The sequence below is a fragment of the Streptomyces sp. NPDC056734 genome (genome assembly GCF_042790455.1).
Lineage (GTDB): Bacteria > Actinomycetota > Actinomycetes > Streptomycetales > Streptomycetaceae > Streptomyces.
In genome coordinates, this window is sequence record NZ_JBHTZD010000017.1 from 99342 (window position 1) to 125274 (window position 25933).

Here is a 25933-nt window from a genome sequence, read left to right on the forward strand (position 1 = left end):
CACCGTGTCTGACGCCAACCTGAACGAGTCCCGCGAACCGGACGAGTCCGTGGAGGACGAGCTCGACATCGTTGAGGGCGCGGACGAGGAGCTGGACGAGGCCGAGGCTGCCGACGCCGAGGCGGGCGAGCCGGCCGAGGAGGCCGCCGTCCGCGCCGAGGACGAGGACACCGTCGAGGCGGACGACGCCGACGGGGCCGAGGACGCCGACGAGGCATCCGAGGACGCCGAGGACGAGGCCGACGCGGAAGCCGCCGGTGAGCCGGAGCCCGAGCTGGACCCGGTCACCAAGCTCCGCGAGGAGCTGCGGGTGCTGCCCGGCGAGTGGTACGTGATCCACACCTACGCCGGTTACGAGAACCGCGTGAAGACCAACCTGGAGCAGCGCGCCGTCTCGCTGAACGTCGAGGACTACATCTTCCAGGCCGAGGTGCCGCAGGAAGAGGTCGTCCAGATCAAGAACGGCGACCGCAAGACCATCAAGCAGAACAAGCTCCCGGGCTATGTCCTGGTCCGCATGGACCTGACCAATGAGTCCTGGGGTGTCGTCCGCAACACCCCCGGCGTCACCGGCTTCGTGGGCAACGCCTACGACCCGTACCCGCTGACCCTGGACGAGATCGTCAAGATGCTCGCCCCGGAGGCCGAGGAGAAGGCCGCCCGTGAGGCCGCCGAGGCCGAGGGCAAGCCCATGCCGCAGCGCAAGGTCGAGGTCCAGGTGCTGGACTTCGAGGTCGGCGACTCGGTCACCGTCACCGACGGCCCCTTCGCCACCCTCCAGGCCACGATCAACGAGATCAACGCCGACTCCAAGAAGGTCAAGGGCCTGGTGGAGATCTTCGGGCGGGAGACGCCGGTCGAGCTGTCGTTCGACCAGATCCAGAAGAACTGACGGCCACCACGCGGCCACCCAGAGCTGAGAAACAGCCCCTGTACGGCGGGATTCCCGCCGGGCGGGGGCTGTTCTGTCGGTGCGGGCCCCGAGGGTCCGGCCGGGGCCCGGGGCTCGTTTTGGGGACCTGGCGGGTTACCCGTTATCGTGGGGCGGTATGCCTCCATCCGGCTGATCGTGACGATCTGCCGAACGGATGGGGCTCGAACCTCTCACTAGGACCCGGAGAGAGCAATGCCTCCCAAGAAGAAGAAGAAGATCACGGGGCTGATCAAGCTCCAGATCCAGGCCGGTGCCGCGAACCCGGCTCCGCCGGTCGGCCCCGCGCTGGGCCAGCACGGCGTGAACATCATGGAGTTCTGCAAGGCCTACAACGCCGCGACCGAGTCGCAGCGCGGCTGGGTCATCCCGGTGGAGATCACGGTCTACGAGGACCGTTCGTTCACCTTCATCACCAAGACCCCGCCGGCCGCCAAGATGATCCTCAAGGCCGCGGGCGTGGAGAAGGGCTCCGGCGAGCCGCACAAGACCAAGGTCGCGAAGATCACCCGCGACCAGGTCCGTGAGATCGCCACGACGAAGATGCCCGACCTCAACGCCAACGACCTGGACGCCGCGGCGAAGATCATCGCCGGCACCGCCCGTTCCATGGGCATCACGGTCGAGGGCTGACCCCCACCATCCCAGGCAGCAGAAGTGGCAGGGCCGGCTCGGCCCGGACCACGACTCCTAAGAGAACCCAGGAGCAGTAGTGAGCAAGCGCAGCAAGTCTCTCCGCGCTGCGGACGCCAAGATCGACCGGGAGAAGCTCTACGCCCCGCTCGAAGCCGTCCGTCTCGCCAAGGAGACCTCCACGACCAAGTTCGACGGCACCGTCGAGGTCGCCTTCCGTCTGGGTGTCGACCCGCGCAAGGCCGACCAGATGGTCCGTGGCACCGTGAACCTCCCGCACGGCACCGGTAAGACCGCCCGGGTCCTGGTCTTCGCGACCGGCGACCGTGCCGAGGCCGCGCGTGCCGCGGGCGCCGACATCGTCGGCTCCGACGAACTGATCGACGAGGTGTCGAAGGGGCGGCTGGACTTCGACGCCGTCGTCGCCACCCCGGACCTCATGGGCAAGGTCGGCCGCCTCGGCCGTGTCCTCGGCCCCCGTGGTCTGATGCCGAACCCCAAGACCGGCACCGTCACCCCGGACGTCGTCAAGGCCGTCACCGAGATCAAGGGCGGCAAGATCGAGTTCCGCGTCGACAAGCACTCGAACCTGCACTTCATCATCGGCAAGGCGTCCTTCGACGACACCAAGCTGGTGGAGAACTACGGCGCCGCGCTGGACGAGATCCTCCGTCTGAAGCCGTCCGCCGCCAAGGGCCGCTACATCAAGAAGGCCTCCATCACCACCACGATGGGCCCCGGCGTCCCGGTCGACCCCAACCGCACCCGCAACCTCCTCACCGAGGAGGACCCGGCCGCCGTCTGATCCGACGGTGATCGTGCGTCAGCAGTGCACGACGGGCCCCGCAGCCTTCCCGGCGCGGGGTCCGTCGTGCGTTCGAGGGATGGCCGTCGGGGCGGATCTTTCCTGCCCGTCCGTCAGTGGCCTGAGCTAACGTGCGAGGACAGGACCGACTCGGGGGGCACGGATGAAACGGGTGATCGCCGGGGCCGTGGCCGCGCTGCTCGCTCTGGCCGGGTGCACGTCCGGCGCCACCCCCGACCCGCCACCCGACGCGAGCCACCACCCCTCCCATCGCGCCGCCGACCGCGCCGAGCTGCGGGCCGCCGCGGCCGCCACCGCGAAGGCCCGCTCCACGCGCGTGGAGGCCGCGACGACCGTCGGCAGCTCCATCCGGCTGACCTCCGAGGGCGCCCTCGCCTGGGACGACGGGCTGACCGGCACCCTGACCATCACCTACACCGGCGGCACCCTGGCCGACACCATGCGGGAGCTGGGCACCACGTCCATGGAGGCCCGCTATCTGCCGGACGCCTACTACGCGCGCATGGGCGACGAGTTCGCCGCGCAGGCCGGCGGCAAGCACTGGGTGCGCTATCCCTGGGGCGAGCTGGACGAGCTGGGCGGGGCCTCCGGGGCGTACGTCAGTGAGCAGCTCCGCAGTGCAGCGCCGGATCGGTCGGTGACGTTCCTGCTCGCCGCGGGCGAGGTGAGCGAGATCGGCGCGGAGCGGGTGCGCGGGGTGGACACCACGCACTACGCGGCCACGTCCCAGGTCTCCGACCTGGACGACACCGAACTGCGCGAGGGGCTGGAGCGGGCCGGGGTGTCCACGCAGAGCGTCGACATCTGGGTCGACGAGCGGGACCTGGTGGTCAAGAAGGTGGAGAAGGGCGAGGCCGCCGCCGGCGAGCTGACCCAGACCGCGTATTACGACGACTACGGCACCGAGGTCTCCGTGCAGAAGCCGCCCGCCGCGGACACCCAGGGCTTTCAGGAACTGCTGGAGCGGTACGGGAGCGGTTCCTGAGGCATGCTGCGGGGCCGGGCGGGAGTTCCGGGACCTGGCCGAGACGATGAACGACCTGAGGCAGACGGGCTGACCGCGGCCCGGTCCGCGCGGGTGCCCTGATCCCCGTACGAGCGGATTTGCTCGGTGGGGATCGGGTCGCGTACGCTTCACGAGAAGCCAAAGACCGCTGGTTGTTGCCGTGCGCTCGAATGAGGGTGCGGTGGCCGAAGGATCCGCTGAATTGCGGACGGCCCGCGCAGGTGATCGTGGAAGAACTCCCGGAGCGCATACGCACCTCGTATGTACCTCCGGTCGAGTCCGCCCCGTGCGCCTGCGCCGGGGCGTTTCGTTTTCCCCAGTCCTCCTTCGGGTCCGCGCGGTCGAACACCCCGGAAGGAGGCCGAGACTCTATGGCGAGGCCCGACAAGGCTGCCGCGGTCGCCGAGTTGACGGAGCAGTTCCGCAACTCGAACGCTGCTGTGCTGACCGAGTACCGCGGTCTCACCGTGGCGCAGCTCAAGACGCTGCGCCGGTCGCTCGGTGAGAACGCCCAGTACGCCGTGGTGAAGAACACGCTGACCAAGATTGCGGCCAACGAGGCCGGGATCACGACGCTGGACGACCTGTTCAACGGTCCGACGGCTGTCGCCTTCGTCACCGGTGACCCGGTGACGTCGGCGAAGGGTCTCCGTGACTTCGCCAAGGACAACCCGAATCTCGTCATCAAGGGCGGTGTCCTTGACGGCAAGGCGCTGAGCGCCGACGAGATCAAGAAGCTTGCGGACCTCGAGTCCCGCGAGGTTCTGCTCTCCAAGCTGGCCGGTGCCTTCAAGTCGAAGCAGTCCCAGGCTGCCTCGGTCTTCCAGGCGCTGCCGTCGAAGCTCGTCCGCACCGTGGACGCGCTGCGCGCCAAGCAGGACGAGCAGGGCGGTGCCGAGTAATTCGGCTCGCATCATGACCGCCGCCTGACGCGGTGGTCGTAGCGGGCCGAACGTACGCCCGCCAGACATGTACATCCCGGCACCTGCCGAATGAGTGGAAGGAAGCCATCGTGGCTCTCACCCAGGAAGAACTGCTCGCCGAGTTCGAGACGATGACCCTCATCCAGCTTTCCGAGTTCGTGAAGGCGTTCGAGGAGAAGTTCGACGTCACCGCCGCCGCCGCGGTCGCCGTCGCGGGTCCGGCCGGTCCGGCCGCCCCGGCCGAGGCCGTCGAGGAGCAGGACGAGTTCGACGTCATCCTCACCGGCGCCGGTGAGAAGAAGATCCAGGTCATCAAGGTCGTGCGTGAGCTGACCTCGCTGGGCCTGAAGGAGGCCAAGGACCTGGTCGACGGTGCGCCGAAGGCCGTCCTGGAGAAGGTCACCAAGGAGGCCGCCGAGAAGGCCAAGGAGTCCCTCGCGGGCGCCGGCGCCTCGGTCGAGGTCAAGTAAGCAGTCGCAAGCCCGTGCGGCACGGCCCGAGAGGGTTGTAACGCGGGCGCACCGAAGAGCGATCATCCATCCGGGTGGTCGCTCTTCGGCATTCCCGGAGGGTCCCACCGCGGTTGCCTTGTCCGCGTGACGGCGGGGGGTAAGGTGATCTTCGTCGTGTCCCTGGGAGCCCTGGTCGGGCGCGGGGGGCCTTGACGAACCGCACGCAGCGCGCAATTCTCAGGACGCGTCGTCACAAGGATCCGGGCATCCGAGGCATGGATCGGCGACGAAGAGGGCAGGATGAACGTGCGTTGAGGGTGTCGCCTTGTCGCAGGGGTTGAGTACAACGAGGGCAAAGAGGGTTCGGAATAACCCGGACTGGACATCAGTGTGCCAAGTGGCTACACTGACCCTTTGCGCTGCCTGTTAGCTGTCCCCTGCCCGTCACCAGGGGCATGCCCTCGCTTGAGCACCGACGACCGGACCGTCCCTGACCTGGCCTTTCGGCCCGATCATGGGAACCTGTCTCTGTGTATCGGTGAGGGGCCGGTACGCGCGTAGTGAGTCCGAGCCCTCGGAAGGACCCCCTCTTGGCCGCCTCGCGCAACGCCTCGACCGCGAATACGAACAACGGTGCCAGCACCGCCCCGCTGCGCATCTCTTTTGCAAAGATCAAGGAGCCTCTCGAGGTTCCGAACCTGCTTGCGCTCCAGACCGAGAGCTTTGACTGGCTGCTCGGTAACACCGCCTGGCAGAGTCGGGTCGAGGAGGCTCTGGAGAACGGTCAGGACGTCCCCACCAAGTCCGGTCTGGAGGAGATCTTCGAGGAGATCTCCCCGATCGAGGACTTCTCCGGGTCGATGTCCCTGACCTTCCGGGACCACCGCTTCGAGCCGCCGAAGAACTCCATCGACGAGTGCAAGGAGCGTGACTTCACCTACGCCGCTCCGCTCTTCGTCACCGCCGAATTCACCAACAACGAGACCGGTGAGATCAAGTCCCAGACTGTCTTCATGGGCGACTTCCCGCTCATGACGAACAAGGGCACCTTCGTCATCAACGGCACCGAGCGTGTCGTGGTCTCGCAGCTGGTCCGCTCGCCGGGCGTCTACTTCGACTCCTCCATCGACAAGACCTCCGACAAGGACATCTTCTCCGCCAAGATCATCCCGTCCCGGGGTGCCTGGCTGGAGATGGAGATCGACAAGCGCGACATGGTCGGTGTGCGCATCGACCGCAAGCGCAAGCAGTCCGTCACCGTCCTGCTCAAGGCGCTCGGCTGGACCACCGAGCAGATCCTCGAGGAGTTCGGCCAGTACGAGTCGATGCGCGCCACCCTGGAGAAGGACCACACCCAGGGCCAGGACGACGCGCTGCTCGACATCTACCGCAAGCTGCGTCCGGGCGAGCCCCCCACGCGCGAGGCCGCGCAGACGCTGCTTGAGAACCTGTACTTCAACCCCAAGCGCTACGACCTCGCCAAGGTCGGCCGCTACAAGGTCAACAAGAAGCTGGGCACGGAGACCGGCCTCGAAGCCGGTGTGCTGACCGTCGAGGACATCCTCGCCACGATCAAGTACCTGGTGAAGCTGCACGCCGGTGAGACCGAGACGGTCGGCGACTCCGGCCGCTCGATCATGGTCGAGACCGACGACATCGACCACTTCGGCAACCGCCGTATCCGTAACGTCGGCGAGCTGATCCAGAACCAGGTCCGTACGGGTCTGGCGCGGATGGAGCGGGTCGTGCGCGAGCGCATGACCACCCAGGACGTCGAGGCGATCACGCCGCAGACGCTGATCAACATCCGGCCGGTCGTCGCCTCCATCAAGGAGTTCTTCGGCACCAGCCAGCTGTCCCAGTTCATGGACCAGAACAACCCGCTGTCGGGGCTGACGCACAAGCGTCGTCTGAACGCCCTGGGCCCGGGTGGTCTCTCCCGTGAGCGGGCCGGCTTCGAGGTCCGTGACGTGCACCCCTCGCACTACGGCCGGATGTGTCCGATCGAGACGCCGGAAGGCCCGAACATCGGTCTGATCGGCTCGCTCGCCTCGTACGGCCGGATCAACCCGTTCGGCTTCATCGAGACGCCGTACCGCAAGGTCGTCGAGGGCCGGGTCACCGACGAGGTGGACTACCTGACCGCCGACGAGGAAGACCGCTTCGTCATCGCGCAGGCCAACGCCCCGCTGTCGGACGACTTCCGGTTCGAGGAGAACCGGGTGCTGGTCCGCCGCCGCGGCGGCGAGGTCGACTACGTGCCCGGCGACGACGTGGACTACATGGACGTCTCGCCGCGCCAGATGGTGTCGGTCGCGACCGCCATGATCCCCTTCCTGGAGCACGACGACGCCAACCGTGCCCTCATGGGCGCGAACATGATGCGTCAGGCCGTGCCGCTGATCCGCTCCGAGTCCCCGCTCGTCGGCACCGGCATGGAGTACCGCTCCGCCGTCGACGCCGGTGACGTGGTCAAGGCGGAGAAGGCCGGCGCGGTCCAGGAGGTCTCCGCCGACTACATCACCACCGCCAACGACGACGGCACGTACATCACGTACCGCCTGGCCAAGTTCGCCCGCTCCAACCAGGGCACCTCGGTCAACCAGAAGGTCATCGTCAATGAGGGCGACCGGGTCATCGAGGGCCAGGTCCTCGCCGACGGTCCGGCCACCCAGAACGGCGAGATGGCGCTCGGCAAGAACCTGCTGGTCGCGTTCATGCCGTGGGAGGGCCACAACTACGAGGACGCGATCATCCTGTCGCAGCGCCTCGTGCAGGACGACGTCCTCTCCTCGATCCACATCGAGGAGCACGAGGTCGACGCCCGTGACACCAAGCTGGGCCCCGAGGAGATCACCCGGGACATCCCGAACGTCTCCGAGGAGGTCCTCGCCGACCTCGACGAGCGCGGCATCATCCGCATCGGCGCCGAGGTCATCGCCGGTGACATCCTGGTCGGCAAGGTGACGCCCAAGGGCGAGACCGAGCTGACCCCCGAGGAGCGCCTGCTGCGCGCGATCTTCGGTGAGAAGGCCCGTGAGGTCCGGGACACCTCGCTGAAGGTGCCGCACGGCGAGACCGGCAAGGTCATCGGCGTCCGCGTCTTCGACCGCGAGGAGGGCGACGAGCTGCCCCCCGGTGTCAACCAGCTGGTGCGCGTGTACGTGGCGCAGAAGCGGAAGATCACCGACGGTGACAAGCTCGCCGGCCGGCACGGCAACAAGGGTGTCATCTCCAAGATCCTGCCGATCGAGGACATGCCGTTCCTGGAGGACGGCACCCCGGTCGACATCATCCTCAACCCGCTCGGCGTCCCGTCCCGGATGAACCCGGGACAGGTGCTGGAGATCCACCTCGGCTGGCTCGCCAGCCGCGGCTGGGACGTCTCCGGACTCGCCGACGACTGGGCCCAGCGGCTCCAGACCATCGGCGCCGATCAGGTCGTCCCCGGCACCAACGTCGCCACCCCGGTGTTCGACGGCGCCCGCGAGGACGAGCTGTCCGGTCTGCTCCAGCACACCATCCCGAACCGCGACGGCGACCGCATGGTCCTCCCGTCCGGCAAGGCGCACATGTTCGACGGGCGCAGCGGTGAGCCGTTCCCGGAGCCGGTCTCGGTCGGCTACATGTACATCCTCAAGCTCCACCACCTGGTCGACGACAAGCTGCACGCCCGGTCGACCGGTCCGTACTCGATGATCACCCAGCAGCCGCTGGGTGGTAAGGCCCAGTTCGGTGGCCAGCGGTTCGGCGAGATGGAGGTGTGGGCACTGGAGGCGTACGGCGCCGCCTACGCCCTCCAGGAGCTGCTGACCATCAAGTCCGATGACGTCACCGGCCGCGTGAAGGTCTACGAGGCCATCGTCAAGGGCGAGAACATTCCCGAGCCCGGCATCCCCGAGTCCTTCAAGGTGCTCATCAAGGAGATGCAGTCCCTGTGCCTCAACGTGGAGGTGCTGTCCTCGGACGGCATGTCCATCGAGATGCGCGACACCGACGAGGACGTCTTCCGCGCGGCGGAAGAGCTCGGCATCGACCTGTCCCGGCGCGAGCCGAGCAGCGTCGAAGAGGTCTGACGGGAGTCCGGCAGGGGCCCAGCTCAGCTGAGGCCCCCGCCGACCCCCAGGCCCCCGAATCAGACCACAGACTTACAACCCTGAGAGGGATTGACGCATAGTGCTCGACGTCAACTTCTTCGACGAGCTCCGGATCGGTCTGGCCACCGCTGACGACATCCGTCAGTGGAGCCACGGCGAGGTCAAGAAGCCGGAGACCATCAACTACCGCACGCTCAAGCCCGAGAAGGACGGCCTCTTCTGCGAGAAGATCTTCGGCCCCACCCGGGACTGGGAGTGCTACTGCGGCAAGTACAAGCGTGTCCGCTTCAAGGGCATCATCTGTGAGCGCTGCGGTGTCGAAGTCACCCGCGCCAAGGTGCGCCGTGAGCGGATGGGCCACATCGAACTGGCCGCGCCCGTCACCCACATCTGGTACTTCAAGGGCGTCCCGTCGCGCCTTGGCTACCTGCTCGACCTCGCCCCGAAGGACCTGGAGAAGGTCATCTACTTCGCGGCGTACATGATCACGTTCGTCGACGAGGAGCGCCGTACGCGCGATCTGCCCTCGCTGGAGGCGCATGTCTCCGTCGAGCGCCAGCAGATCGAGCAGCGCCGTGACGCCGACCTCGAAGGCCGCGCCAAGAAGCTGGAGACCGACCTCGGCGAGCTGGAGGCCGAGGGCGCCAAGGCGGATGTGCGCCGCAAGGTCCGTGAGGGCGCCGAGCGTGAGATGAAGCAGCTGCGCGACCGTGCGCAGCGCGAGATCGACCGTCTGGACGAGGTCTGGTCCCGCTTCAAGAACCTCAAGGTCCAGGACCTGGAGGGCGACGAGCTGCTCTACCGCGAGCTGCGTGACCGCTTCGGCACGTACTTCGACGGTTCGATGGGCGCCGCCGCGCTCCAGAAGCGTCTGGAGTCCTTCGACCTGGACGAGGAGGCCGAGCGCCTCCGCGAGATCATCCGCACCGGCAAGGGCCAGAAGAAGACCCGCGCCCTGAAGCGGCTGAAGGTCGTCTCCGCGTTCCTCCAGACGTCCAACAGCCCCAAGGGCATGGTCCTGGACTGCGTCCCGGTCATCCCGCCGGACCTGCGTCCGATGGTGCAGCTGGACGGTGGCCGCTTCGCGACCTCCGACCTGAACGACCTGTACCGCCGGGTGATCAACCGGAACAACCGCCTGAAGCGGCTTCTCGACCTCGGCGCGCCCGAGATCATCGTCAACAACGAGAAGCGCATGCTCCAGGAGGCCGTCGACGCCCTCTTCGACAACGGTCGTCGTGGTCGTCCGGTGACCGGACCGGGTAACCGTCCGCTGAAGTCGCTGTCCGACATGCTCAAGGGCAAGCAGGGCCGCTTCCGGCAGAACCTGCTCGGCAAGCGTGTGGACTACTCCGCGCGTTCCGTGATCGTCGTCGGCCCGCAGCTCAAGCTGCACCAGTGCGGTCTGCCCAAGGCGATGGCGCTGGAGCTGTTCAAGCCGTTCGTCATGAAGCGCCTGGTCGACCTGAACCACGCGCAGAACATCAAGAGCGCCAAGCGCATGGTCGAGCGCGGCCGGACCGTGGTGTACGACGTCCTCGAAGAGGTCATCGCCGAGCACCCGGTGCTGCTGAACCGTGCGCCCACCCTGCACCGCCTGGGCATCCAGGCCTTCGAGCCGCAGCTGGTCGAGGGCAAGGCCATCCAGATCCACCCGCTCGTGTGCACCGCGTTCAACGCGGACTTCGACGGTGACCAGATGGCCGTACACCTTCCGCTGTCCGCGGAGGCGCAGGCCGAGGCGCGCATCCTGATGCTGTCCTCGAACAACATCCTCAAGCCCGCCGACGGCCGTCCGGTGACGATGCCGACCCAGGACATGGTCCTCGGTCTGTACTTCCTCACCACCGACGGCGATGGCCGCGGGGTCAAGGGCACCGACCGGGTGTTCTCCTCCAGCGCCGAGGCGATCATGGCGTTCGACGCCGGGGAGCTGTCGCTCCAGGCGCCGGTCGACATCCGCTTCCCGGTGGGCACCATCCCGCCGCGGGGCTGGGAGCCGCCGGTGCGCGAGGAGGGCGAGCCGGAGTGGCAGCAGGGTGACACCTTCACCCTGAAGACCACGCTGGGCCGCGCGCTCTTCAACGAGCTGCTGCCCGAGGACTACCCCTTCGTGGACTACGAGGTGGGCAAGAAGCAGCTCTCCCAGATCGTCAACGACCTGGCCGAGCGCTACCCCAAGGTCATCGTGGCGGCGACGCTCGACAACCTGAAGGCGTCCGGCTTCTTCTGGGCCACCCGATCCGGTGTGACCGTCGCGATCTCGGACGTCGTCGTCCCCGAGGCGAAGAAGGACATCGTCGCCGGGTACGAGCTTCAGGACGAGAAGGTCCAGAAGCAGTACGAGCGCGGTCTGATCACCAAGGACGAGCGCACCCAGGAGCTCATCACCATCTGGAACAAGGCGACCAACGAGGTCGCCGAGGCGATGAACGCCAACTTCCCGAGGACCAACCCGATCTTCATGATGGTCCACTCGGGTGCCCGTGGAAACATGATGCAGATGCGTCAGATCGCGGGTATGCGTGGCCTGGTGTCGAACGCCAAGAACGAGACGATCCCGCGTCCGATCAAGGCGTCCTTCCGTGAGGGCCTGTCCGTGCTGGAGTACTTCATCTCCACCCACGGTGCCCGTAAGGGTCTGGCCGACACCGCCCTGCGTACCGCCGACTCGGGTTACCTGACCCGTCGTCTGGTGGATGTCTCGCAGGACGTGATCATCCGTGAGGAGGACTGCGGTACCGACCGCGGTCTGCGTCTGGAGATCGCCGAGCGTCAGTCCGACGGCTCGCTGATCAAGGCGGAGAACGTCGAGACGTCCGTGTACGCGCGCTGCCTCGCCGAGGACATCGTGGTGGACGGCAAGGTGCTGGCCCCGGCCGGTACCGACCTCGGCGATGTGCTGATCGACGAGGTCGTCAAGCACGGCATCGCCGAGGTCAAGACCCGCTCGGTGCTGACCTGCGAGTCCGCCGTCGGCACCTGCGCCATGTGCTACGGCCGCTCGCTGGCCACCGGCAAGCTGGTCGACATCGGTGAGGCGGTCGGCATCATCGCCGCCCAGTCCATCGGTGAGCCCGGCACCCAGCTGACGATGCGTACCTTCCACACCGGTGGTGTGGCCGGTGACGACATCACGCAGGGTCTGCCGCGTGTCGTCGAGCTGTTCGAGGCCCGTACGCCGAAGGGTGTCGCCCCGATCTCCGAGGCGGCCGGCCGGGTGCGGATCGAGGAGACCGAGAAGACCAAGAAGCTCGTCATCACCCCGGACGACGGCTCGGACGAGACGGCGTTCCCGATCTCCAAGCGCGCGCGCCTGGAGGTCGGCGAGGGCGACCACGTCGAGGTGGGCCAGAAGCTCACCGCGGGTGCCACCAACCCGCACGACGTGCTGCGCATCCTCGGCCAGCGGGCCGTGCAGGTCCACCTGGTCGGCGAGGTCCAGAAGGTCTACAACTCGCAGGGTGTGTCGATCCACGACAAGCACATCGAGATCATCATCCGGCAGATGCTGCGCCGGGTGACGATCATCGAGTCCGGCGACGCCGAGCTGCTGCCCGGTGAGCTGGTCGAGCGCTCGAAGTTCGAGACCGAGAACCGTCGTGTGGTCCAGGAGGGCGGTCACCCGGCCTCCGGTCGTCCGCAGCTGATGGGTATCACCAAGGCCTCGCTGGCGACCGAGTCGTGGCTGTCGGCGGCGTCCTTCCAGGAGACGACGCGAGTGCTCACGGACGCGGCGATCAACGCCAAGTCCGACTCGCTGATCGGCCTCAAGGAGAACGTCATCATCGGCAAGCTCATCCCGGCGGGTACGGGTCTGTCCCGCTACCGCAACATCCGGGTGGAGCCGACCGAGGAGGCCAAGGCCGCGATGTACTCGGCCGTGGGCTACGACGACATCGACTACTCGCCGTTCGGTACGGGGTCGGGTCAGGCTGTACCGCTGGAGGACTACGACTACGGGCCCTACAACCAGTAGTCGGTTCCAGTAGTCGGTTCCTTTGAGCTGAGTTGGAGGGCGGTCACCCTTTCCGGGTGGCCGCCCTTCGGCGTGTTCGGCGGGCCGTGGGTCAGCGGGCCGCCAGTTCCCAGGCGCCGAGGACGACGGCCGTGGCGGCGGCCAGCGCGGCGATGCTGGTGACCGGCCAGCGGGCGCGCTCCAGGGCGTCCAGCCGCTGTTCATGGTCGGCGAGCTGTCTGTCGCTCTGGTCGCTGCGCTGCACGAGCAGGGCGAGCTGGCCGTCGACGCGGGCGAACCCGGCCTCCAGGGTGCCGCGCAGGCGTTCCAGTTCGAGGGCGATGGTCAGGGGGTCGTTCGGATCGGGGTCTGTCATGGGCGCCTCGGGGGAACGTCGAGAGATCCTCGGGGAACGGGGCTCAGGAGCTGTACGGGACTTTCAGCGCGGCCCAGGAGGTGGCGCCGGGCCAGCCGTCGGCGTCGGCGCCGGTGTAGCCGAGCTTGCGCTGCCATGTGGCGTAGGACGCGCGGTCGGCCTCGGTCCACTGCGGGCCGGGGCCCTGGGCGTAGGCGGAGCAGCCGACGGCGACCAGGCGCTTGCCCATCGCGGTGACGATGGGTGACGCCGGGGTCGTCCTGAACCAGGCGGCGCCGGGGAAGGGCTGGTGGGTGGGGGTGGGGGTTGGAGTGGGGGCGGGGGCCGGTGGCTTGGGGGTGGGGGCCGGCCCGGTGGTGAGGCGGGTTGTCACCCGGGTGCGGAAGGCGGCCATCGTGAAGCCGCGCGGGTCGATCTTCGCGCCGGTCCACTCCTTGTGGCCGATCACGGACTTCGCGTTCCAGCCGTGGGCCCGGCACAGCGCGGCCGAGGAGCGCGCCATGGCCTCCAGCTGGGCCTCGGGCCAGGGGTCCTTGCCGTCGCCGAGGTTGACGCACTCGAAGCCGTAGAAGTGGACGTTGCCGTCGGTGTCGTTCTCGTTCGGCGCGGGTGCGGTGGTCTCGGCGATGACCGCCTTCAGTACGTCGCCGTCGCCGCTGCCCGCGTGGTTGGCGCGGCCGTTGCCGACGAGGTGGACGGTGCCGTCCTTGGCGATCACGCCGTGGCACAGGGGGCCGGGGAGCGTCGCGTGGCCGTTGAAGCAGAGGGCGACGCTGGAGGTGGTCCCGGTGGTGACGGTGTGGTGAATCATCACGCCGTGCACCGGGCCCCAACGGCCCTTTGTGTTGCGGTTGTTGGTGCGCCAGCCGGGGTGCTCGATGACGGTGACGCCCTCGGCCCTCAGGGCGGATACGAGGGCGGTGGCGGTCAGGGGGGTTGCCATGGGGGCGCCTTTCGGGTGGGTGTGGGGTTTCCCTTTGGAGAGAGCCGGGGGAAGAGAAGAGCCCCGGCCGCCTGGGGGAGCGGCTCGGGGCGTAGGGGTTGTCCGGGGTCGGCGTTGTCGGCGCTGTCGGGGCGAAGGGGTGAGCCGGAGGTGCTACTCCTCGACCGGCGGGGTGGGGTCGGCCGGGGGTGACGGAAGCGGGATCTCGGTGGGCGGCTCGGTGGTCTCCGGGGGGTCCTGCGGCGAGTCCGGGGGGTCCTGAGGCGAGGCCGGATCGGGTGTCTCCGGGCCGGGGTCGGATACGGTCTCGGTCACCCCCGAGGGCGTCACCGCGACTGGCACCGGCGTCAGATACTCGGCCAGCCCCGTGGTGACGGCCTCGGCGAGCTGGGCGAGCTGCTGGGCGTCGAGGGTGACGGGGATGGGCTCGGGCGGGGCTGTCGTGGCCGCCTCGGCGACGGACCCGGCCGGTGTCTCAGACATGCGCGGACTCCTTGATCTCGCCCCAGGTCAGACCCGAGGCGGTGAGAGCGGCCAGGGTCGTGAAGGCGGCGGTCACCGAGGCGTACGTGGCGAGGGTGACGGGCGCCGGGTCCGCGGCGGCGTCCGGGGTGAGCCCCAGGTCGGCCGGGGTGCCGTTGGGCTGGGTGCCGCGCAGGGTCAGGGTCTGGCGTACGCCGCCGTCGGCCGTGGCGGCGGTGCTGATGCCGACCACCCAGGCCAGGGTGTTGAGGCGGGTGCCCGTGCTGTCGATCAGGCGGATCACATCGCCGAGCTGCACCCGGGGGTCGTACAGGACTTCCACGTCCCCGATGACGGGCACCGGGTAGACCCCGGCGGTGTACATCGCGTTGGCGATGGACTGGGCGGAGGTCAGGTCCTGGATCCAGTCGGTGACCTCGCCGGTGTGTTCCTGGCGGCCGTAGTACTTCTCGCTGGTCGTACCCGAGATGTACCGGGTGGCGGACCGCTCCACCGGGTCGGCCTTCGGTTTGAGCGTCTCCAGGTAGACGGACGGGGTGCCGTCCTTCTTCGCGGTGTAGAGGGTCTGGGCCGTGCGGTTGCTGAACCGCATCACCAGATAGCCGTCCTCGCGGCGGGTCAGGACGTCGACCGCGCCCTTCACGGCCGTGGTGCCGGCCCGGGTGGTGGCGAAGCGGACCTGGGAGCCGCCGGTGACGACCGAGTCGTCGTCCGTCGTGGGCGGGCCGATGTCGAACTCCTCCTCCGCCATGACGTACGACACCGTCAGCGTGCCGTTGGCGGGCACGGACCGGACGATCGTGTCGGTGTAGGTGGTGCCCGGTTCCAAGCCGGAGTCCTCCCAGACACGGGCGGGCTGGGTGATGTAGTTGCGGCAGGCGTCGATCTCCTCCGTGAGGGTGAGGGAGGCGATGTCGCGTACCGAGGTGAGAGTCAGGTCCGGGGTGGTCGGGGTGGTGCTGAAGCGGGTGTGGTTGCGCCACCGGAAGACGCCCCGCTCGTCGAACTCGGCGGTGGCCAGGCCGGCCTTCGCGATCTGCCCGATGACCTCCCACTGCGAGCCGGACACCCGGGGCACGGAGGACAGCGGCAGGATCGCGTCGTCGAGTTCGACGGCCTTGGTCCAGGTGCCGGTCTGGTCGAAGACGGCGGCGGAGGGCATCGCGGGCAGTCCGCTGGTGAGCTGGACGCCCTCCACCGCCAGGTCGGTGACGAGCCTCAGCTCGCGCAGCTCGGCGGCGGGCTGGACGCCGTACGCGTGGGTGAACGTGGTCGCCGCACCGATCAGTACCGTGCCGTCCGGGCCGGTCAGCCGGGGGTGCACGGTCGGGTACACGGTGCTGCCCGTGCTCACCGTGTCGAAGAACGCCCCGATGTGCCACACGCCCTTGAGCGCCCGGATCGCGGGCCACATGTCCCAGGTGAAGCCCGCACTGGAACCGCCGTCCGTGCCGGAGGAGAAGCCGACATGTCCGGTCGCGAAGTTCACCTCCATGCGCAGGATTCCGGTCGCGCCGCCCGTGCGGTCCAGTACGAGGTCCATGCGGACGGTGTCGCCGGTGCCCTTCCCGCTGTTCACCCATGCCTCGGCGAGCAGCCTGCTGCCGGGCACGGTGACCCGGGAGCGGGGGAACCAGCTCGCGGTGAGGCCGGTGGTGCGCGGCAGCAGCGCCATCTCGTGCGGGGCGCTGTCCCTGGTCCAGGTGTAGTCGGCGGGGGCGGGCAGGGCCTCGGGCTGGCCGTAGGGGGTGGCGAAGCCGCCGTGCAGGGTGGCGTGGACGAGGGTGAGCGGCTGCCCGGCGACGAACTCCGGGTAGCGGGGCGGCGGGGAGGAGTGCACGCCGGCCTGGCGCAGCAGTTCGTCCACGCACCAGGTGGCGGTGGCGACCGGCCGGCCCCACAGGAATCCGGCGTACGGCTTCGGCAGCAGCGCCGGGCCGCGCAGCCGTTCGGCGCCGTCCAGCACGGTGAGCTGGACGGAGTCGGTGCCCGCCTGCGCGGAACGGGACCTGACCGTGCCCCGGAAGGCGGGCAGGGTGGTCGTGCCGACGCCGCCGTGGTGGACGACGGACTGTCCCGGGCGGGCGAGGTCGCCGGTGGCGCGGAGCGCCCAGGGGGCGTACAGCTCGGGTGCGGTGACTCCGCCGGTGCCGGAGATCTGGAGCTGGAGCTGGGCGGCGGAGGATCCGGAGAAGGCGCGCATGGCGGCGGGCAGATCGGTCGCGTAGGACCGTTCCACCTGCCAGGACTGCACTTGCGCGGAGCGGTCCTTGCCGCCGAGCCGGGTGGTGTGGGTGACGGTCCGTTCGCCTGCGGCGAGCGCGGCGGTGGTGGCGTTGTCAGCCTGCTGCACCGGACACCTCCACGAGGTCGAGGCTGAAGTTGCGGTAGGGGAGGGGGCGGCCGGGGCTGTCGCTGTAGCCGGTGACCGACATGGGCGGCAGACCGTCGCCGGGGACGCCGTCCGCCGCCGTACCGCCGTACGTCAGGCAGGCGCCGGCGAGGGAGTAGGTGCCGGGGGTGCCGGGCCGGGCGGTGGGGGTGGCGTAGGCGGCGCCGGGCGGGACGGTGGCGGTGACGATGGGGCCGGGGGTGGTGCTGGAGCTGAGGTGGCTGCCGTCCGCCTTCTTGTAGTCGAGGCCGACGGTGACCGTGCCGAGGGCGGCGAGTGCGGTGGGGGCGCGGAAGGAGAGCTGGAGTCCGGGGGTGACGGGGAAGTTGCCGACGGTTCCGGTGCAGCGCCAGGCGACCGTGCCGGTCGCGTCGGCGGCGGTGAAGGCGAAGACACCGGGGGCGGTCGCGGTGAGGGTGCCGGTGGGAAGGGTGACGAACCACTGGGCGAGCCCGGTGACGTCGGTGGCGCCCGCCACGCCGGTCCCGGCGGCCTGGGCGGGGGCGAGGACGTTTCCGGCGGCGGGGTCGATGACGTACACCGGCCCGGAGCCGTCGATGCGGCGGGCGATGCGGTCGAGCGCGCGGGCGGGGGCGGGCGGCAGCAGGTCCCAGGCGAGCTTGAGGCGGCGGACGGGGGCCTGGTTGCGGGTGACGGTGACCCGGCCGCCGAGCGACTTGAACTCGCTGACGCCGAGGTCGGCGGTGCGGTCGAAGGACTTGGCGGCCTGGTCGATCTCGGCCATGGAGCCGGGGCGGCCGATCCAGAGGTTTCCCATGGGGGCTCCGTAAGGGGTGAGTCGGCGCGGGAGGGCGTGCGGGTGTGGGGGCGTGCGGGCATGAAAAAAGCCGACGGGGCGTCCGTCGGCGGGCGGGAGCGGGGAGTTGGGGAGCTGAGGGCGTTGGTGCCTGCCCCTGTCTATCGGCGGGCGAGCTGCCGCTGGCCCAGGAACACGGCTCGGGCGATCTCCTGCGAGTCGACCTGGATGACGACCGGGCGGTCGGCGAGTCTCTCGACGGCGGCGGTGAGGGTACGGAGGCCGCCGCCCTGTCCGAGCATGCGTTCCAGCTTGGAGAGCGGGAGGACGGCCTCGTGTTCGCCGGCCTCGCCGAGCAGGGCGAGGGTGCCGCCGGAGCGGGCCTGGACGACACCGCCGGTGGCGAGGCGGGGGACGGGGACGCTGAGGCGGGGGAAGGAGTAGCCCTGTCCGCCGTACTTCGGCACCCAGTCGGGGATCGAGATACGGATACCGGCCAGCACGCCGAACAGGCCGTTCAGGGCGACGGCGAGGCCGGTGAAGGGGCTGATCATGGCGTTGCCGATGCCCTTGAGCACCGGCCCGGAGTTCTTAGACAGCGCGCCCACCGCCGTGCCGATGTGCTTCATGGCGAGTTCGACGCCCTTGCGCAGTACGGCGGTGACCTTGTCCATGTTGACGAACTGCGCGACGAGCGGCGCCAGCAGCGTCATCACTAGCCCGAACGGGCTGGCGGCCATGGCGAGGTTGAGCCCCTTCTGAGCGAGGGAGGCGCCTTTGAGGCCCTTGCCCAGATTGCCCATGGACTTCTCGCCCTTGTCGGCGTTCTTGGCGGCTTTGCCTACGGATGTGTCGACTCCGTCGGCCTGCTTCTTGACGTTCTTCAGCTCACCCTGGGCGCCTTTGGCGGCGGACTTGAGCTTGTCGAGGGAGGACTTGAGTCGGTCGGAGCCGCCTTTGGACTTGGTGAGCGAACCGTCCAGGGTACGCAGCCCGGCAGTGAGCTTCCGTACGGCGCTGTCGCTGTTGTTGGCGGTGGTCCGTATCTTTCCGACGGCGGTGGCGGTCTGGCCGGATCCGTTCCTCAGCTGGGACAGAGGGCCGACGGCCGCCGTGGCGCCCTTCTGTAGCGCACTCATGCTGCGGGTGGCCGGGTCGATCCTTCCTCGCAGGTTTTGCAGGCTCGCTGACACGTTGAGTACGGCTCGTTTGAGGCTCATGGGATTCATCTCCGTGGTGTGCGCATGGGCCGGTGTGGTTGGTCAGCCGTCCAGCCTGGCCTGTAGTTGGCCGGATGCCGCCGTTAGACGGTTCGTCTCGTTGGTGACCTGTTGTGCCCCGGCCGTCGCGGCGCGGGTGTTCGCAACTGTCGCGGCGCCGGTGTTCGTGGTGGCGGTGTTCGTGGTGGTGGTAGCGGTGCCGGTGCCGGTGTTCGCGGTAGTGGCGGCTGTTGGTTCATCCCGGTGGTCTCGGACCAGGCGTTGAAATAGACCGCCGGTCTCACCGTCGTTGTTGTACGTCAGGCGAAACCTGTGGAGAATGAACTCCTCGTTGAGCTTGATAATGGGAGGGATTTGAAGGCTGATGATGTCCCAGGCGATCTTGGCAGCTGCCACTTCGAATGCCGCCATTTTGAAATCCGATACAGCGCCGACGGCTTCGTTCTTGTACGCATTGAACTCGTGCCCGAGGACGTAGTCCTTCTCCTCAAGGGCGCCGAGCCTCTTCTCCATGGACTCCTTGTTCGTGTCACCATTTAGGGTGTTTTTGATGGCTTTGATTTCGCCGTCTATTCGATCGATCTCTGAGTTTTCACCCGACATGGCTTACCTCCTGCGGGAGTGCTTGCTAGGGTGGCGCGGTGTCAATGCTGTGCCATGCGGTGCGTCTAGGTGGAGGGGGTCGAGATGGCATTCGCATTCGGTTTATTTGGGCTCATTTTTTCGGGGATAGGCCTGGTGATCTTCCGTCAGGACTTACTGATGCGGCGGAATGCAGTTTCCGTCACCGGGATTGTTGCGGATCGCGTCTTCAAGCCAGGAGGGGGGTCTTGGCCGGTCAGCGTTATTGTGAAATACACCGCGCAGGACGGCGTCACGAGGGAATCCTCTGTCGCCGCCCCCACTGGAAACCCGGTGGTCCAAGTGGGGGACACGATGGAGATCGTCTACAATCCGGCCAATCTCAGAGATGTGCGGAGCGCCGAAAAATTCGACTCGAAGAAGCGCATGCCCGGCAATGGCTTGGTGTGGCTGGGTGGAGTGTTTTTGGCGGTTGCGGTCATCTGGCTGGCCGCCGGAATCTGACAACGGCCTTCAGGACAGTTCGTCGTGCGGGTGGGGGCGGGCCGCCGGTGAGCCGGGGGTGTGGGGGACGGGCAGGACCTTCGCGCCGTCGGGCGAGGTGGGCCGGTCGGGAGCCGTCGGCTCAGTCCATCGGCGTTCGTCATGCTCCCCCCGGTCCCGCCACCCCTTCCCGTACGCCGTGAACTCCCGCTTCTCGATCTCCGCCCGCGTCGTGATCACCAGGTCGGGCGGCAGAGGGCGGCCCTTGAGGTGGGCGGTCAGTTGCTTGCGTACCTCGGCCGCCGCCTCGGCGTATTCCGTGCCGGCCCACGCCGCGCCCTCTTCGTTGGTCACTCGGCCCCCATTCCTCGGCACCATCCGAGCCCAGCTGTTAGAACATTTGAGTGATTAGAGTCCCTCAGGGTACTGGGCGTACCCGTGTTGCCCAGGGAAAAACCGGGACACCGTCGATTCTCGGCCGACGTCGGCTCATGGCGTTTCCGGCGGTCCTCACGCCACCTCGTACGTCCCGCTGATCCGGATCGCGCTGGTGGCCGACCACGCCGTACTGAGCACCCCGCCACTTCCGACCTGCAAGAGGCTCAGGTTCGTCTCGCTCGTGACGCCCCACAGCGTGATACCCGTCGCCCCGGCGGACAGCGTCGGCTGGCAGGCCAGCAGGACCCGCCCGCCGGGCACCGTCGCGATGCCCAGGAACTGCGGAAGCCCGCCCTGCGCACCGGCGGTCACCGGCAGCCCGAGCGTGTAGCCGCCGCTCCCGAACGTCGTCGTGGAGCTGAAGGTCACCAGCGTGGTGAAGTGGCACACCTTCCCCACCACCGCGTACTTGCCGGTCAGCGTCCCGTCGCCGATCGACGGATTCGTCGTCGCGGCCGTCCAGGTCGGGGTGTACGTGTTCCAGGCGCCCAGCGCGATCCACTGCGTACCCGTGTAGTAGGTGAGCGTGCCGGGCGTGGTCAGCCACGCCACCATCCCGGCCACCGGCGTCGTGACCACCTCGTCCCGGTCGGCGGCGTTCGGGTAGCGCAGGATCGTGCGGCCGTCGATGCCGGTCGCCAGGGACTGGAGATGGAGGGGGAGGTTGGCGGTGTCGGTGGGCTGCGGGTACGGGAGCCCGCCGAGCGGGGTGTAGAGGGTCATCGGTCTGTCACTCCTGCCGGGAGGTCTCGGTCATGCATTGAAGAAGTGGGCCAGCTCGGCCGGGCTGGGGTTGCGGGCCACCGGGGCGCCAGCCGGTTCACCCGGATCGCGCGGATCGGGCGACGGCGTCGGCTCCGCCCCCGGCGACGGCATCGTCTCCGCCCCCGGGCGCGGCACCGGCGTCGGATACTCCAGCGCCTCCGCGTCCTCGTCCCGATGGACCGTGGCGAACATCCAGTTCGCCTCGGCGAGTTGGTCGACGGCCGCGGCGAGCAGATGGTCGGTGACCGACCAGTCCATGGCCTCGCCGTGCAGCTCGCGCAGCGTCGCGCTGTCGCGGGGCAGCTGCCGGACCAGCACCGCGAGCCGGCGGGAGGACAGCCGGCCGCGATGCCAGTCGAGCAGGTCCACGCCGTAGTGGCGGAGCAGATCCGCCTCCAGCGCCTCGGCGTGCTCGTCGACGAACTCGCCGAGGCTCAGCCTTCCCCCAGGCCGAGCCCGGACTCCTTGCCGTACGCCTCCAGGATCGCGGCGATGTCCTGCATGGTGACCTCGTGCAGGTCGAAGCGCTCGAACTGGGCCTCGCCCAGCAGCACCCGCAGCAGACCGTCCACGTCGTTGTCGTCCAGCTCGCGCAGCGCCCGGGCCGTCCTGCGGGTCAGCTCGGTCGGGAGCGTGAAGGTGTCCGTGTCGATGGTGAAGGACCAGGTACGGCCGAGCGCCTCCTGACGCTGGGCCCTGGCCGCGCTGACGTCGAATGCCGCCATGCTTCAACTCCTCAAGTGGTTCAGGCACGGGTGCGGGCGGACCGGGGCCCGCCGGGGCGGGCAGGACACGGCCCCGGTCCGCCCGCAGGGGGAGGGAATGGATCAGGAGGCGATGCCCGCGTACGACGGGTCCTTCATCAGGAACGTCGCCAGCGGCTTGGTGTTGTCGACCGCGAGCCCGGTGAAGGTGACGCCGAGCTTGATGGAGGCGGTCCGGGTCAGCGTCAGCTCCTCGGTCTCGGTGACCTGGCCGCGTGGGATGACAAAGCGGTACGTGACGGTGCCGCCGTCGCTGAACTCGACGCCCAGCGCCTTCTCGTTGAACTTCGGGTCGGCGGCCAGCTCGTACTTGTACAGCCCGGACCCGGCGGCGGTCTCGGTGACCGCGTCGCCGCCCATGAAGAACGGCAGCGTGTCCTCGTTCAGCTGGAGCAGCTGGAACTTCACCGTCAGATCGCGGTCCGAGTAGATGAACCGGGCCGGGGAGACCGACTGCCAGGTCTCGACCGGGTCCAGCTTGTCCTTCTTCGCCAGCTTGATGCCGTCCTGCGAGGTGTAGCCGAGGTCCTTCCACTCGGTCGACCAGGCCGTGGTCACATCGGTCGGCGCGGTCGCCCCGAGCGAGGCGACCAGGATGCGGCCGGTGCCGGCGACACGGATCTCGTTGGCGTTGCTGCCTGCCATGCGGATGTCCTTTCACAGGGTGGGTGGTGGGGTGCCAGCGGTGGCCGGTGGGCGGCCGGGCATGGCAAAGGCCCTGCCGTACGAAGGTGCGGGCAGGGCCTGATCGGGGAGCGGGCGGCCGGATAATGGCGGCGCCCGCTCGGGTGGGCCGGGGTTCAGACGGGCCGGATGTGCAGCCGCGTCGTGGCGTAGTACCGGTTGGCCGCCGAGCGGTTCCAGTCGGGCAGCCAGCGCGGCCCGTCGGCCTCGACGACATCGGCGACATACGCCGTGCCGTACGTCGTCCCGCGCAGCGCGAGCAGCGCGGAACGGACCGTCAGGGCCAGCGTGTGCGCGGTGGTCTTGTCGGGGCCGTAGACCTCGAAGTCCACCAGCGGCTGGTCGAGATGCTGGTCGTCGATCCAGGCGCCGCCGGCACGGGAGACCAGGACCACCTGCTGGGTGCCGTCGAAGCCGGCCGGCGGGACGTTGTCCACGGTCGCGGCGGCGAGTTCGGTGCGGTCGGTCAGGAAGTCGACGACGAGTCGCTCGACGTCGGGGAAGGTGACCGTCGGATCGGCCACGGATGGCCTCCCTATCTGTCGGGCCCATGGGCTCGCGGGCCTCAGGTGCGGTCATGCGGAACGGCGGGCCGCCACCCGGTCACGGGGCACAGCTCCGCCGCTGCACCAACTGTGACATGTTGCGAGCGCGAGCGCAACTAGACGGTCCCGTGGATGTGTGCGCGGCGGGGTGGCCGGTGAAGGCCCGGGGTGGTGGCGGCCGGGAAGGAGGAGGGCGGCCCAGGTCAGTCCGGGACCCGCGCCCCCGCCCCCGCGCCGCCCGCCGTCCCGTCCGGCAGGAACTGCCCGGCCACCCGTACGAACATGTCCCGCCGCTCGGCCGGTACGCCCAGCAGATCCGCGACCTCCTCCAGGGTGGGCCGGCGGCCCGGCTCCGCGCCCGGGACCCCGGCGGCCGGGGCCGGGCGGTCGCGCGGGTCGGCCAGTTCCTCGGCGGTCAGCCGGCCGGAGCGGATGAGCATGTCGCGGACCGGCACGCCGAGCGCGCGGGCGAGCCGGCGCGTGGTCTCCAGGTCCGGCATGCTCTGGCGCTGCAACAGGCGGGTGACGGCGGCCCGGTGCACTCCCGCCTCGTCCGCGATCCGTGACCTGCCGCCGCCGCGCGGGCTGTCGATGTCGTAACCGCGACGCCGGATCAGGTCCTCGACCCACGCGGCGAACGCCTCCAGATCCTGGCTGGCCATCTCTCTGCTCGCTTCCCTCGGGGAGGCCGAGTTTAGCTTGCTCGCGCGCAACAAATTATGTGTTGCTGTGCAATGACTGTGAGTAGGAGGCGTGCCCGCCAGGCTCATCGGCGTTCCGTGAAGGATGCGTGGCGAAGCGTGAGGGAATTGTGTTGCGAGCGCGCACGCAATCTGTGAGGGTGGAGGCGAATTCCCCGACCGGCGAACACCGAACCCACAGGGAGACGCCATGCCCCTTGCCGGATCCCGCCCACCGGAGCACGGCTCGCCGCCCCAGACCCCGTCGACCGAACCGCCGACCACACAGGCGGCGTTGTGGATCGGCCTGCTGGCGCGGCAATTCCCCGAGCTGGCACAGGAGTTGGTCCCCGGCAACGGCGGATCGCCACATAGTCGCCCTGCCACCACCCCCACCACCCCCACCACCCCCGTACCACCGCCCCGCCCCGATGCCCGCCACCGCGCCGAACGCGCGGAAGCCCTGCTGCTGCAACAGCGCCACGGCCTCACCGCCCCCGGCCCCGGCGCCGCCCCGCTGCGCCTGCATGTCTCCGACGCCATCCGTGACATCACCGACGGCGTGGTCGAGTTGGAGGAGGCGGTACGGGACCGGCTCGCCCTGCCCCGGCCGCGCCGCGCCCCCGTGCCCGAGCGGCTCCGCCGGATCACCGCCCTCCTCGACGCCATCGGCCGGGACACCGTGCTCGCCGCGCACGTCCGTGACGAGACCCGCCGGATGGCCCGCCGCTGCGCCCGCGCGCTGGGCGACACCGAGACGGTGGTACGGGTCCTCGGACGCTGCCCCTGGTGCGACTCGGTCTCCTTGCGTGCCTTTCCCGAGCGGGCCGCGGTGCTCTGTGTCAATCCCGCGTGCCGCTGCGACGCCCCCCTGTGCGGCTGCCACGACGACCCGGCGTACCGGCACACCTGGGACGAGCGGGAGTGGACGGCGCCCGGGGACGGGGAACAAGGCCATGAGTGAGCGGCGTCGCCCGGACGTTCAGCCCGCTCTGACGCCCACCCCGGCACCCGCTCCGACGCCTGCTCCGGCACCCGCTCGCACCCCCACCCTCATCCCGGGCCCGCTCGCCGCGCGGGAGGCCGGTGTCGCGCCGGCCACGATCCGCAAGTGGGTCCAACTGGGGCGTCTCACGGCCGTGGGCAGGGCGGGCCGGGCCCAGCTCTTCCGGCTGGAGGACGTCTTCGCCGCCGAACGCGCGGCACGCCACAAGGAGTGACGCGACGGGCGGACCGGGCGTAGTGGTGGTGATGGGGTAGTTCCGGCGAAACGTCATTGATGTCGCGGAGAGGGAACCGGTGCCGATCGGCGGGCGTTGAAGGATGATGTATGGAGTTCCGTCTCCGGGAGGCGTTGGTCTCCGCTGGGGGGAGGTGTTCCGTGTCGTCTCCGACACCGTGGCAGGGGCAGCCGCATGGACAGGGGCAGCCGTGGCAGACGCAGGTCGGGCCGCCCATGCTGGCCTCGCACGCCGACCGGGAGCGGGCCGTGGATGTGCTCAGAGCCGGTTTCGGCGAGGGGCGGTTGCAGCAGGACGAGCTGGAGAAGCGGACCGCGCGGGCGTACGCGGCGCGTACGGTCGGTGAGCTGGCGCTGCTGGTCGCCGACCTGCCGCAGGGGCCCGTACCGATGCAGCCCGTGCAGCCGGTGTACATGGCGCCGCCCCCGATGATGCACCAGGTGCCGCGGACGTTCCTGCCCGCGCCGGCGCCGCCCACCAACGGCAAGGCCGTGGGGTCCATGGTGCTCGGGGTGCTGACCACCATGACCTTCGGGATCACGGGCATCCCCGCGGTGGTGCTCGGGCATTCCGCGCGCTCCGAGATGCGGCGGACCGGCGAGAGCGGCGAGGGCTTCGCGATCACCGGGCTGGTGCTGGGGTGGCTGTCGGTGGCCGGGTGGGCCGTGTTCCTGCTCGCCCTCGTCGCCGCCGCGGCCTCCGGCTGAGAGCGCCTGTGAGCGCCTGTGAGGGAGGGGCCCCTCCGCGAGGCTCC

At 69.2% G+C, this 25933-nt stretch carries 26 protein-coding genes; 12 read left to right on the top strand and 14 right to left on the bottom strand.

The window, feature by feature from the left end; genetic code table 11:
- Positions 1–4 precede the first annotated feature (4 nt).
- The 8 genes from nusG to ACFRFC_RS25610 all read left to right on the top strand — a co-directional run bounded on the left by nusG (position 5) and on the right by ACFRFC_RS25610 (position 12847).
- On the top strand, positions 5–892 hold the full coding sequence (gene nusG / locus ACFRFC_RS25575; protein WP_382680335.1) for a transcription termination/antitermination protein NusG: 888 nt from the start codon (positions 5–7) through the stop codon (positions 890–892).
- Positions 893–1126: 234 nt separating this feature from the next.
- Positions 1127–1564 (top strand): 50S ribosomal protein L11, encoded by a 438-nt coding sequence (rplK, locus tag ACFRFC_RS25580; protein ID WP_382680336.1) that lies wholly within the window; start codon positions 1127–1129, stop codon positions 1562–1564.
- A gap of 79 nt (positions 1565–1643) precedes the next feature.
- Positions 1644–2369 carry a 50S ribosomal protein L1 gene (gene rplA, locus ACFRFC_RS25585; RefSeq protein ID WP_382680337.1) on the top strand — a complete coding sequence of 242 codons (726 nt, stop codon included), beginning with the start codon at positions 1644–1646 and terminating at the stop codon, positions 2367–2369.
- Positions 2370–2532: 163 nt separating this feature from the next.
- The gene (locus ACFRFC_RS25590) at positions 2533–3375 is read left to right on the top strand and encodes a hypothetical protein (RefSeq protein WP_382680338.1); all 843 of its coding nucleotides are present in this window, start codon (positions 2533–2535) and stop codon (positions 3373–3375) included.
- A gap of 392 nt (positions 3376–3767) precedes the next feature.
- A complete protein-coding gene (gene rplJ / locus ACFRFC_RS25595; protein ID WP_382680339.1) occupies positions 3768–4298 on the top strand; it encodes a 50S ribosomal protein L10 in 531 nt (176 codons plus the stop codon).
- Positions 4299–4405: 107 nt separating this feature from the next.
- Positions 4406–4789, top strand: coding sequence for a 50S ribosomal protein L7/L12 (gene rplL, locus ACFRFC_RS25600; protein ID WP_382680611.1), 384 nt, complete (start codon positions 4406–4408; stop codon positions 4787–4789).
- Positions 4790–5361: 572 nt separating this feature from the next.
- Positions 5362–8847 (top strand): DNA-directed RNA polymerase subunit beta, encoded by a 3486-nt coding sequence (gene rpoB, locus ACFRFC_RS25605; protein ID WP_382680340.1) that lies wholly within the window; start codon positions 5362–5364, stop codon positions 8845–8847.
- Positions 8848–8947: 100 nt separating this feature from the next.
- Positions 8948–12847, top strand: coding sequence for a DNA-directed RNA polymerase subunit beta' (locus tag ACFRFC_RS25610; RefSeq protein ID WP_382680341.1), 3900 nt, complete (start codon positions 8948–8950; stop codon positions 12845–12847).
- Positions 12848–12938: 91 nt separating this feature from the next.
- Here ACFRFC_RS25610 and ACFRFC_RS25615 read toward each other — a convergent pair whose 3' ends face one another.
- From ACFRFC_RS25615 to ACFRFC_RS25645, 7 genes are all read right to left on the bottom strand, one after another.
- Positions 12939–13202, bottom strand: coding sequence for a hypothetical protein (locus tag ACFRFC_RS25615; RefSeq protein WP_382680342.1), 264 nt, complete (start codon positions 13200–13202; stop codon positions 12939–12941).
- Positions 13203–13245: 43 nt separating this feature from the next.
- Positions 13246–14145 (bottom strand): peptidoglycan-binding protein, encoded by a 900-nt coding sequence (locus ACFRFC_RS25620; RefSeq protein WP_382680343.1) that lies wholly within the window; start codon positions 14143–14145, stop codon positions 13246–13248.
- A gap of 153 nt (positions 14146–14298) precedes the next feature.
- Positions 14299–14628, bottom strand: coding sequence for a hypothetical protein (locus ACFRFC_RS25625; RefSeq protein WP_382680344.1), 330 nt, complete (start codon positions 14626–14628; stop codon positions 14299–14301).
- On the bottom strand, positions 14621–16981 hold the full coding sequence (locus ACFRFC_RS25630; RefSeq protein WP_382680345.1) for a hypothetical protein: 2361 nt from the start codon (positions 16979–16981) through the stop codon (positions 14621–14623). Before ACFRFC_RS25630 ends, ACFRFC_RS25625 begins: the two co-directional genes overlap by 8 nt.
- On the bottom strand, positions 16968–17798 hold the full coding sequence (locus ACFRFC_RS25635) for a hypothetical protein (RefSeq protein WP_382680346.1): 831 nt from the start codon (positions 17796–17798) through the stop codon (positions 16968–16970). The genes ACFRFC_RS25630 and ACFRFC_RS25635 overlap by 14 nt, the downstream gene beginning before the upstream one ends.
- 140 nt (positions 17799–17938) lie before the next feature.
- Complete coding sequence (locus tag ACFRFC_RS25640) at positions 17939–18997, bottom strand: hypothetical protein (RefSeq protein WP_382680347.1); 1059 nt, start codon at positions 18995–18997, stop codon at positions 17939–17941.
- Between the two features lie 42 nt (positions 18998–19039).
- Positions 19040–19600, bottom strand: coding sequence for a hypothetical protein (locus ACFRFC_RS25645; RefSeq protein WP_382680348.1), 561 nt, complete (start codon positions 19598–19600; stop codon positions 19040–19042).
- 84 nt (positions 19601–19684) lie between these two features.
- Between ACFRFC_RS25645 and ACFRFC_RS25650 the strand changes: the two genes are divergently transcribed.
- Positions 19685–20083 carry a DUF3592 domain-containing protein gene (locus ACFRFC_RS25650; RefSeq protein ID WP_382680349.1) on the top strand — a complete coding sequence of 133 codons (399 nt, stop codon included), beginning with the start codon at positions 19685–19687 and terminating at the stop codon, positions 20081–20083.
- Between the two features lie 9 nt (positions 20084–20092).
- Here ACFRFC_RS25650 and ACFRFC_RS25655 read toward each other — a convergent pair whose 3' ends face one another.
- From ACFRFC_RS25655 to ACFRFC_RS25685, 7 genes are all read right to left on the bottom strand, one after another.
- Complete coding sequence (locus tag ACFRFC_RS25655) at positions 20093–20416, bottom strand: hypothetical protein (protein WP_382680350.1); 324 nt, start codon at positions 20414–20416, stop codon at positions 20093–20095.
- 156 nt (positions 20417–20572) lie between these two features.
- Positions 20573–21223 (bottom strand): hypothetical protein, encoded by a 651-nt coding sequence (locus ACFRFC_RS25660; protein ID WP_382680351.1) that lies wholly within the window; start codon positions 21221–21223, stop codon positions 20573–20575.
- Positions 21224–21253: 30 nt separating this feature from the next.
- A complete protein-coding gene (locus tag ACFRFC_RS25665; protein ID WP_382680352.1) occupies positions 21254–21634 on the bottom strand; it encodes a hypothetical protein in 381 nt (126 codons plus the stop codon).
- Positions 21635–21699: 65 nt separating this feature from the next.
- Positions 21700–21990: a hypothetical protein gene (locus tag ACFRFC_RS25670; RefSeq protein ID WP_382680353.1), complete on the bottom strand. Its 291-nt coding sequence runs from the start codon at positions 21988–21990 to the stop codon at positions 21700–21702.
- 102 nt (positions 21991–22092) lie between these two features.
- Entirely contained in the window at positions 22093–22674 is a 582-nt protein-coding gene (locus tag ACFRFC_RS25675) for a phage tail protein (RefSeq protein ID WP_382680354.1), read from the bottom strand.
- Positions 22675–22829: 155 nt separating this feature from the next.
- On the bottom strand, positions 22830–23237 hold the full coding sequence (locus ACFRFC_RS25680) for a hypothetical protein (RefSeq protein WP_382680355.1): 408 nt from the start codon (positions 23235–23237) through the stop codon (positions 22830–22832).
- Positions 23238–23461: 224 nt separating this feature from the next.
- Complete coding sequence (locus ACFRFC_RS25685; RefSeq protein WP_382680356.1) at positions 23462–23920, bottom strand: helix-turn-helix domain-containing protein; 459 nt, start codon at positions 23918–23920, stop codon at positions 23462–23464.
- A gap of 229 nt (positions 23921–24149) precedes the next feature.
- Here ACFRFC_RS25685 and ACFRFC_RS25690 point away from each other — a divergent pair, with 229 nt between their 5' ends.
- The 3 genes from ACFRFC_RS25690 to ACFRFC_RS25700 all read left to right on the top strand — a co-directional run bounded on the left by ACFRFC_RS25690 (position 24150) and on the right by ACFRFC_RS25700 (position 25886).
- Positions 24150–24902 (top strand): hypothetical protein, encoded by a 753-nt coding sequence (locus ACFRFC_RS25690; protein ID WP_382680357.1) that lies wholly within the window; start codon positions 24150–24152, stop codon positions 24900–24902.
- Positions 24895–25158 (top strand): hypothetical protein, encoded by a 264-nt coding sequence (locus ACFRFC_RS25695; protein WP_382680633.1) that lies wholly within the window; start codon positions 24895–24897, stop codon positions 25156–25158. Before ACFRFC_RS25690 ends, ACFRFC_RS25695 begins: the two co-directional genes overlap by 8 nt.
- A gap of 161 nt (positions 25159–25319) precedes the next feature.
- Entirely contained in the window at positions 25320–25886 is a 567-nt protein-coding gene (locus ACFRFC_RS25700; protein ID WP_382680358.1) for a DUF1707 and DUF4190 domain-containing protein, read from the top strand.
- The last annotated feature ends 47 nt before the right edge of the window (positions 25887–25933 follow it).

Bases quoted from the DNA above. Each gene is read 5' to 3' on its own strand.
- ACFRFC_RS25645 (WP_382680348.1), bottom strand. From the start codon at position 19,600: ATGTCGGGTGAAAACTCAGAGATCGATCGAATAGACGGCGAAATCAAA.
- ACFRFC_RS25625 (WP_382680344.1), bottom strand. From the start codon at position 14,628: ATGTCTGAGACACCGGCCGGGTCCGTCGCCGAGGCGGCCACGACAGCC.
- rplK (WP_382680336.1), top strand. From the start codon at position 1,127: ATGCCTCCCAAGAAGAAGAAGAAGATCACGGGGCTGATCAAGCTCCAG.
- ACFRFC_RS25660 (WP_382680351.1), bottom strand. From the start codon at position 21,223: ATGACCCTCTACACCCCGCTCGGCGGGCTCCCGTACCCGCAGCCCACC.
- ACFRFC_RS25635 (WP_382680346.1), bottom strand. From the start codon at position 17,798: ATGGGAAACCTCTGGATCGGCCGCCCCGGCTCCATGGCCGAGATCGAC.
- ACFRFC_RS25640 (WP_382680347.1), bottom strand. From the start codon at position 18,997: ATGAGCCTCAAACGAGCCGTACTCAACGTGTCAGCGAGCCTGCAAAAC.
- ACFRFC_RS25670 (WP_382680353.1), bottom strand. From the start codon at position 21,990: ATGGCGGCATTCGACGTCAGCGCGGCCAGGGCCCAGCGTCAGGAGGCG.
- ACFRFC_RS25685 (WP_382680356.1), bottom strand. From the start codon at position 23,920: ATGGCCAGCCAGGATCTGGAGGCGTTCGCCGCGTGGGTCGAGGACCTG.
- ACFRFC_RS25590 (WP_382680338.1), top strand. From the start codon at position 2,533: ATGAAACGGGTGATCGCCGGGGCCGTGGCCGCGCTGCTCGCTCTGGCC.
- ACFRFC_RS25675 (WP_382680354.1), bottom strand. From the start codon at position 22,674: ATGGCAGGCAGCAACGCCAACGAGATCCGTGTCGCCGGCACCGGCCGC.
- ACFRFC_RS25620 (WP_382680343.1), bottom strand. From the start codon at position 14,145: ATGGCAACCCCCCTGACCGCCACCGCCCTCGTATCCGCCCTGAGGGCC.
- ACFRFC_RS25650 (WP_382680349.1), top strand. From the start codon at position 19,685: ATGGCATTCGCATTCGGTTTATTTGGGCTCATTTTTTCGGGGATAGGC.
- ACFRFC_RS25695 (WP_382680633.1), top strand. From the start codon at position 24,895: ATGAGTGAGCGGCGTCGCCCGGACGTTCAGCCCGCTCTGACGCCCACC.
- rplJ (WP_382680339.1), top strand. From the start codon at position 3,768: ATGGCGAGGCCCGACAAGGCTGCCGCGGTCGCCGAGTTGACGGAGCAG.
- ACFRFC_RS25615 (WP_382680342.1), bottom strand. From the start codon at position 13,202: ATGACAGACCCCGATCCGAACGACCCCCTGACCATCGCCCTCGAACTG.
- ACFRFC_RS25690 (WP_382680357.1), top strand. From the start codon at position 24,150: ATGCCCCTTGCCGGATCCCGCCCACCGGAGCACGGCTCGCCGCCCCAG.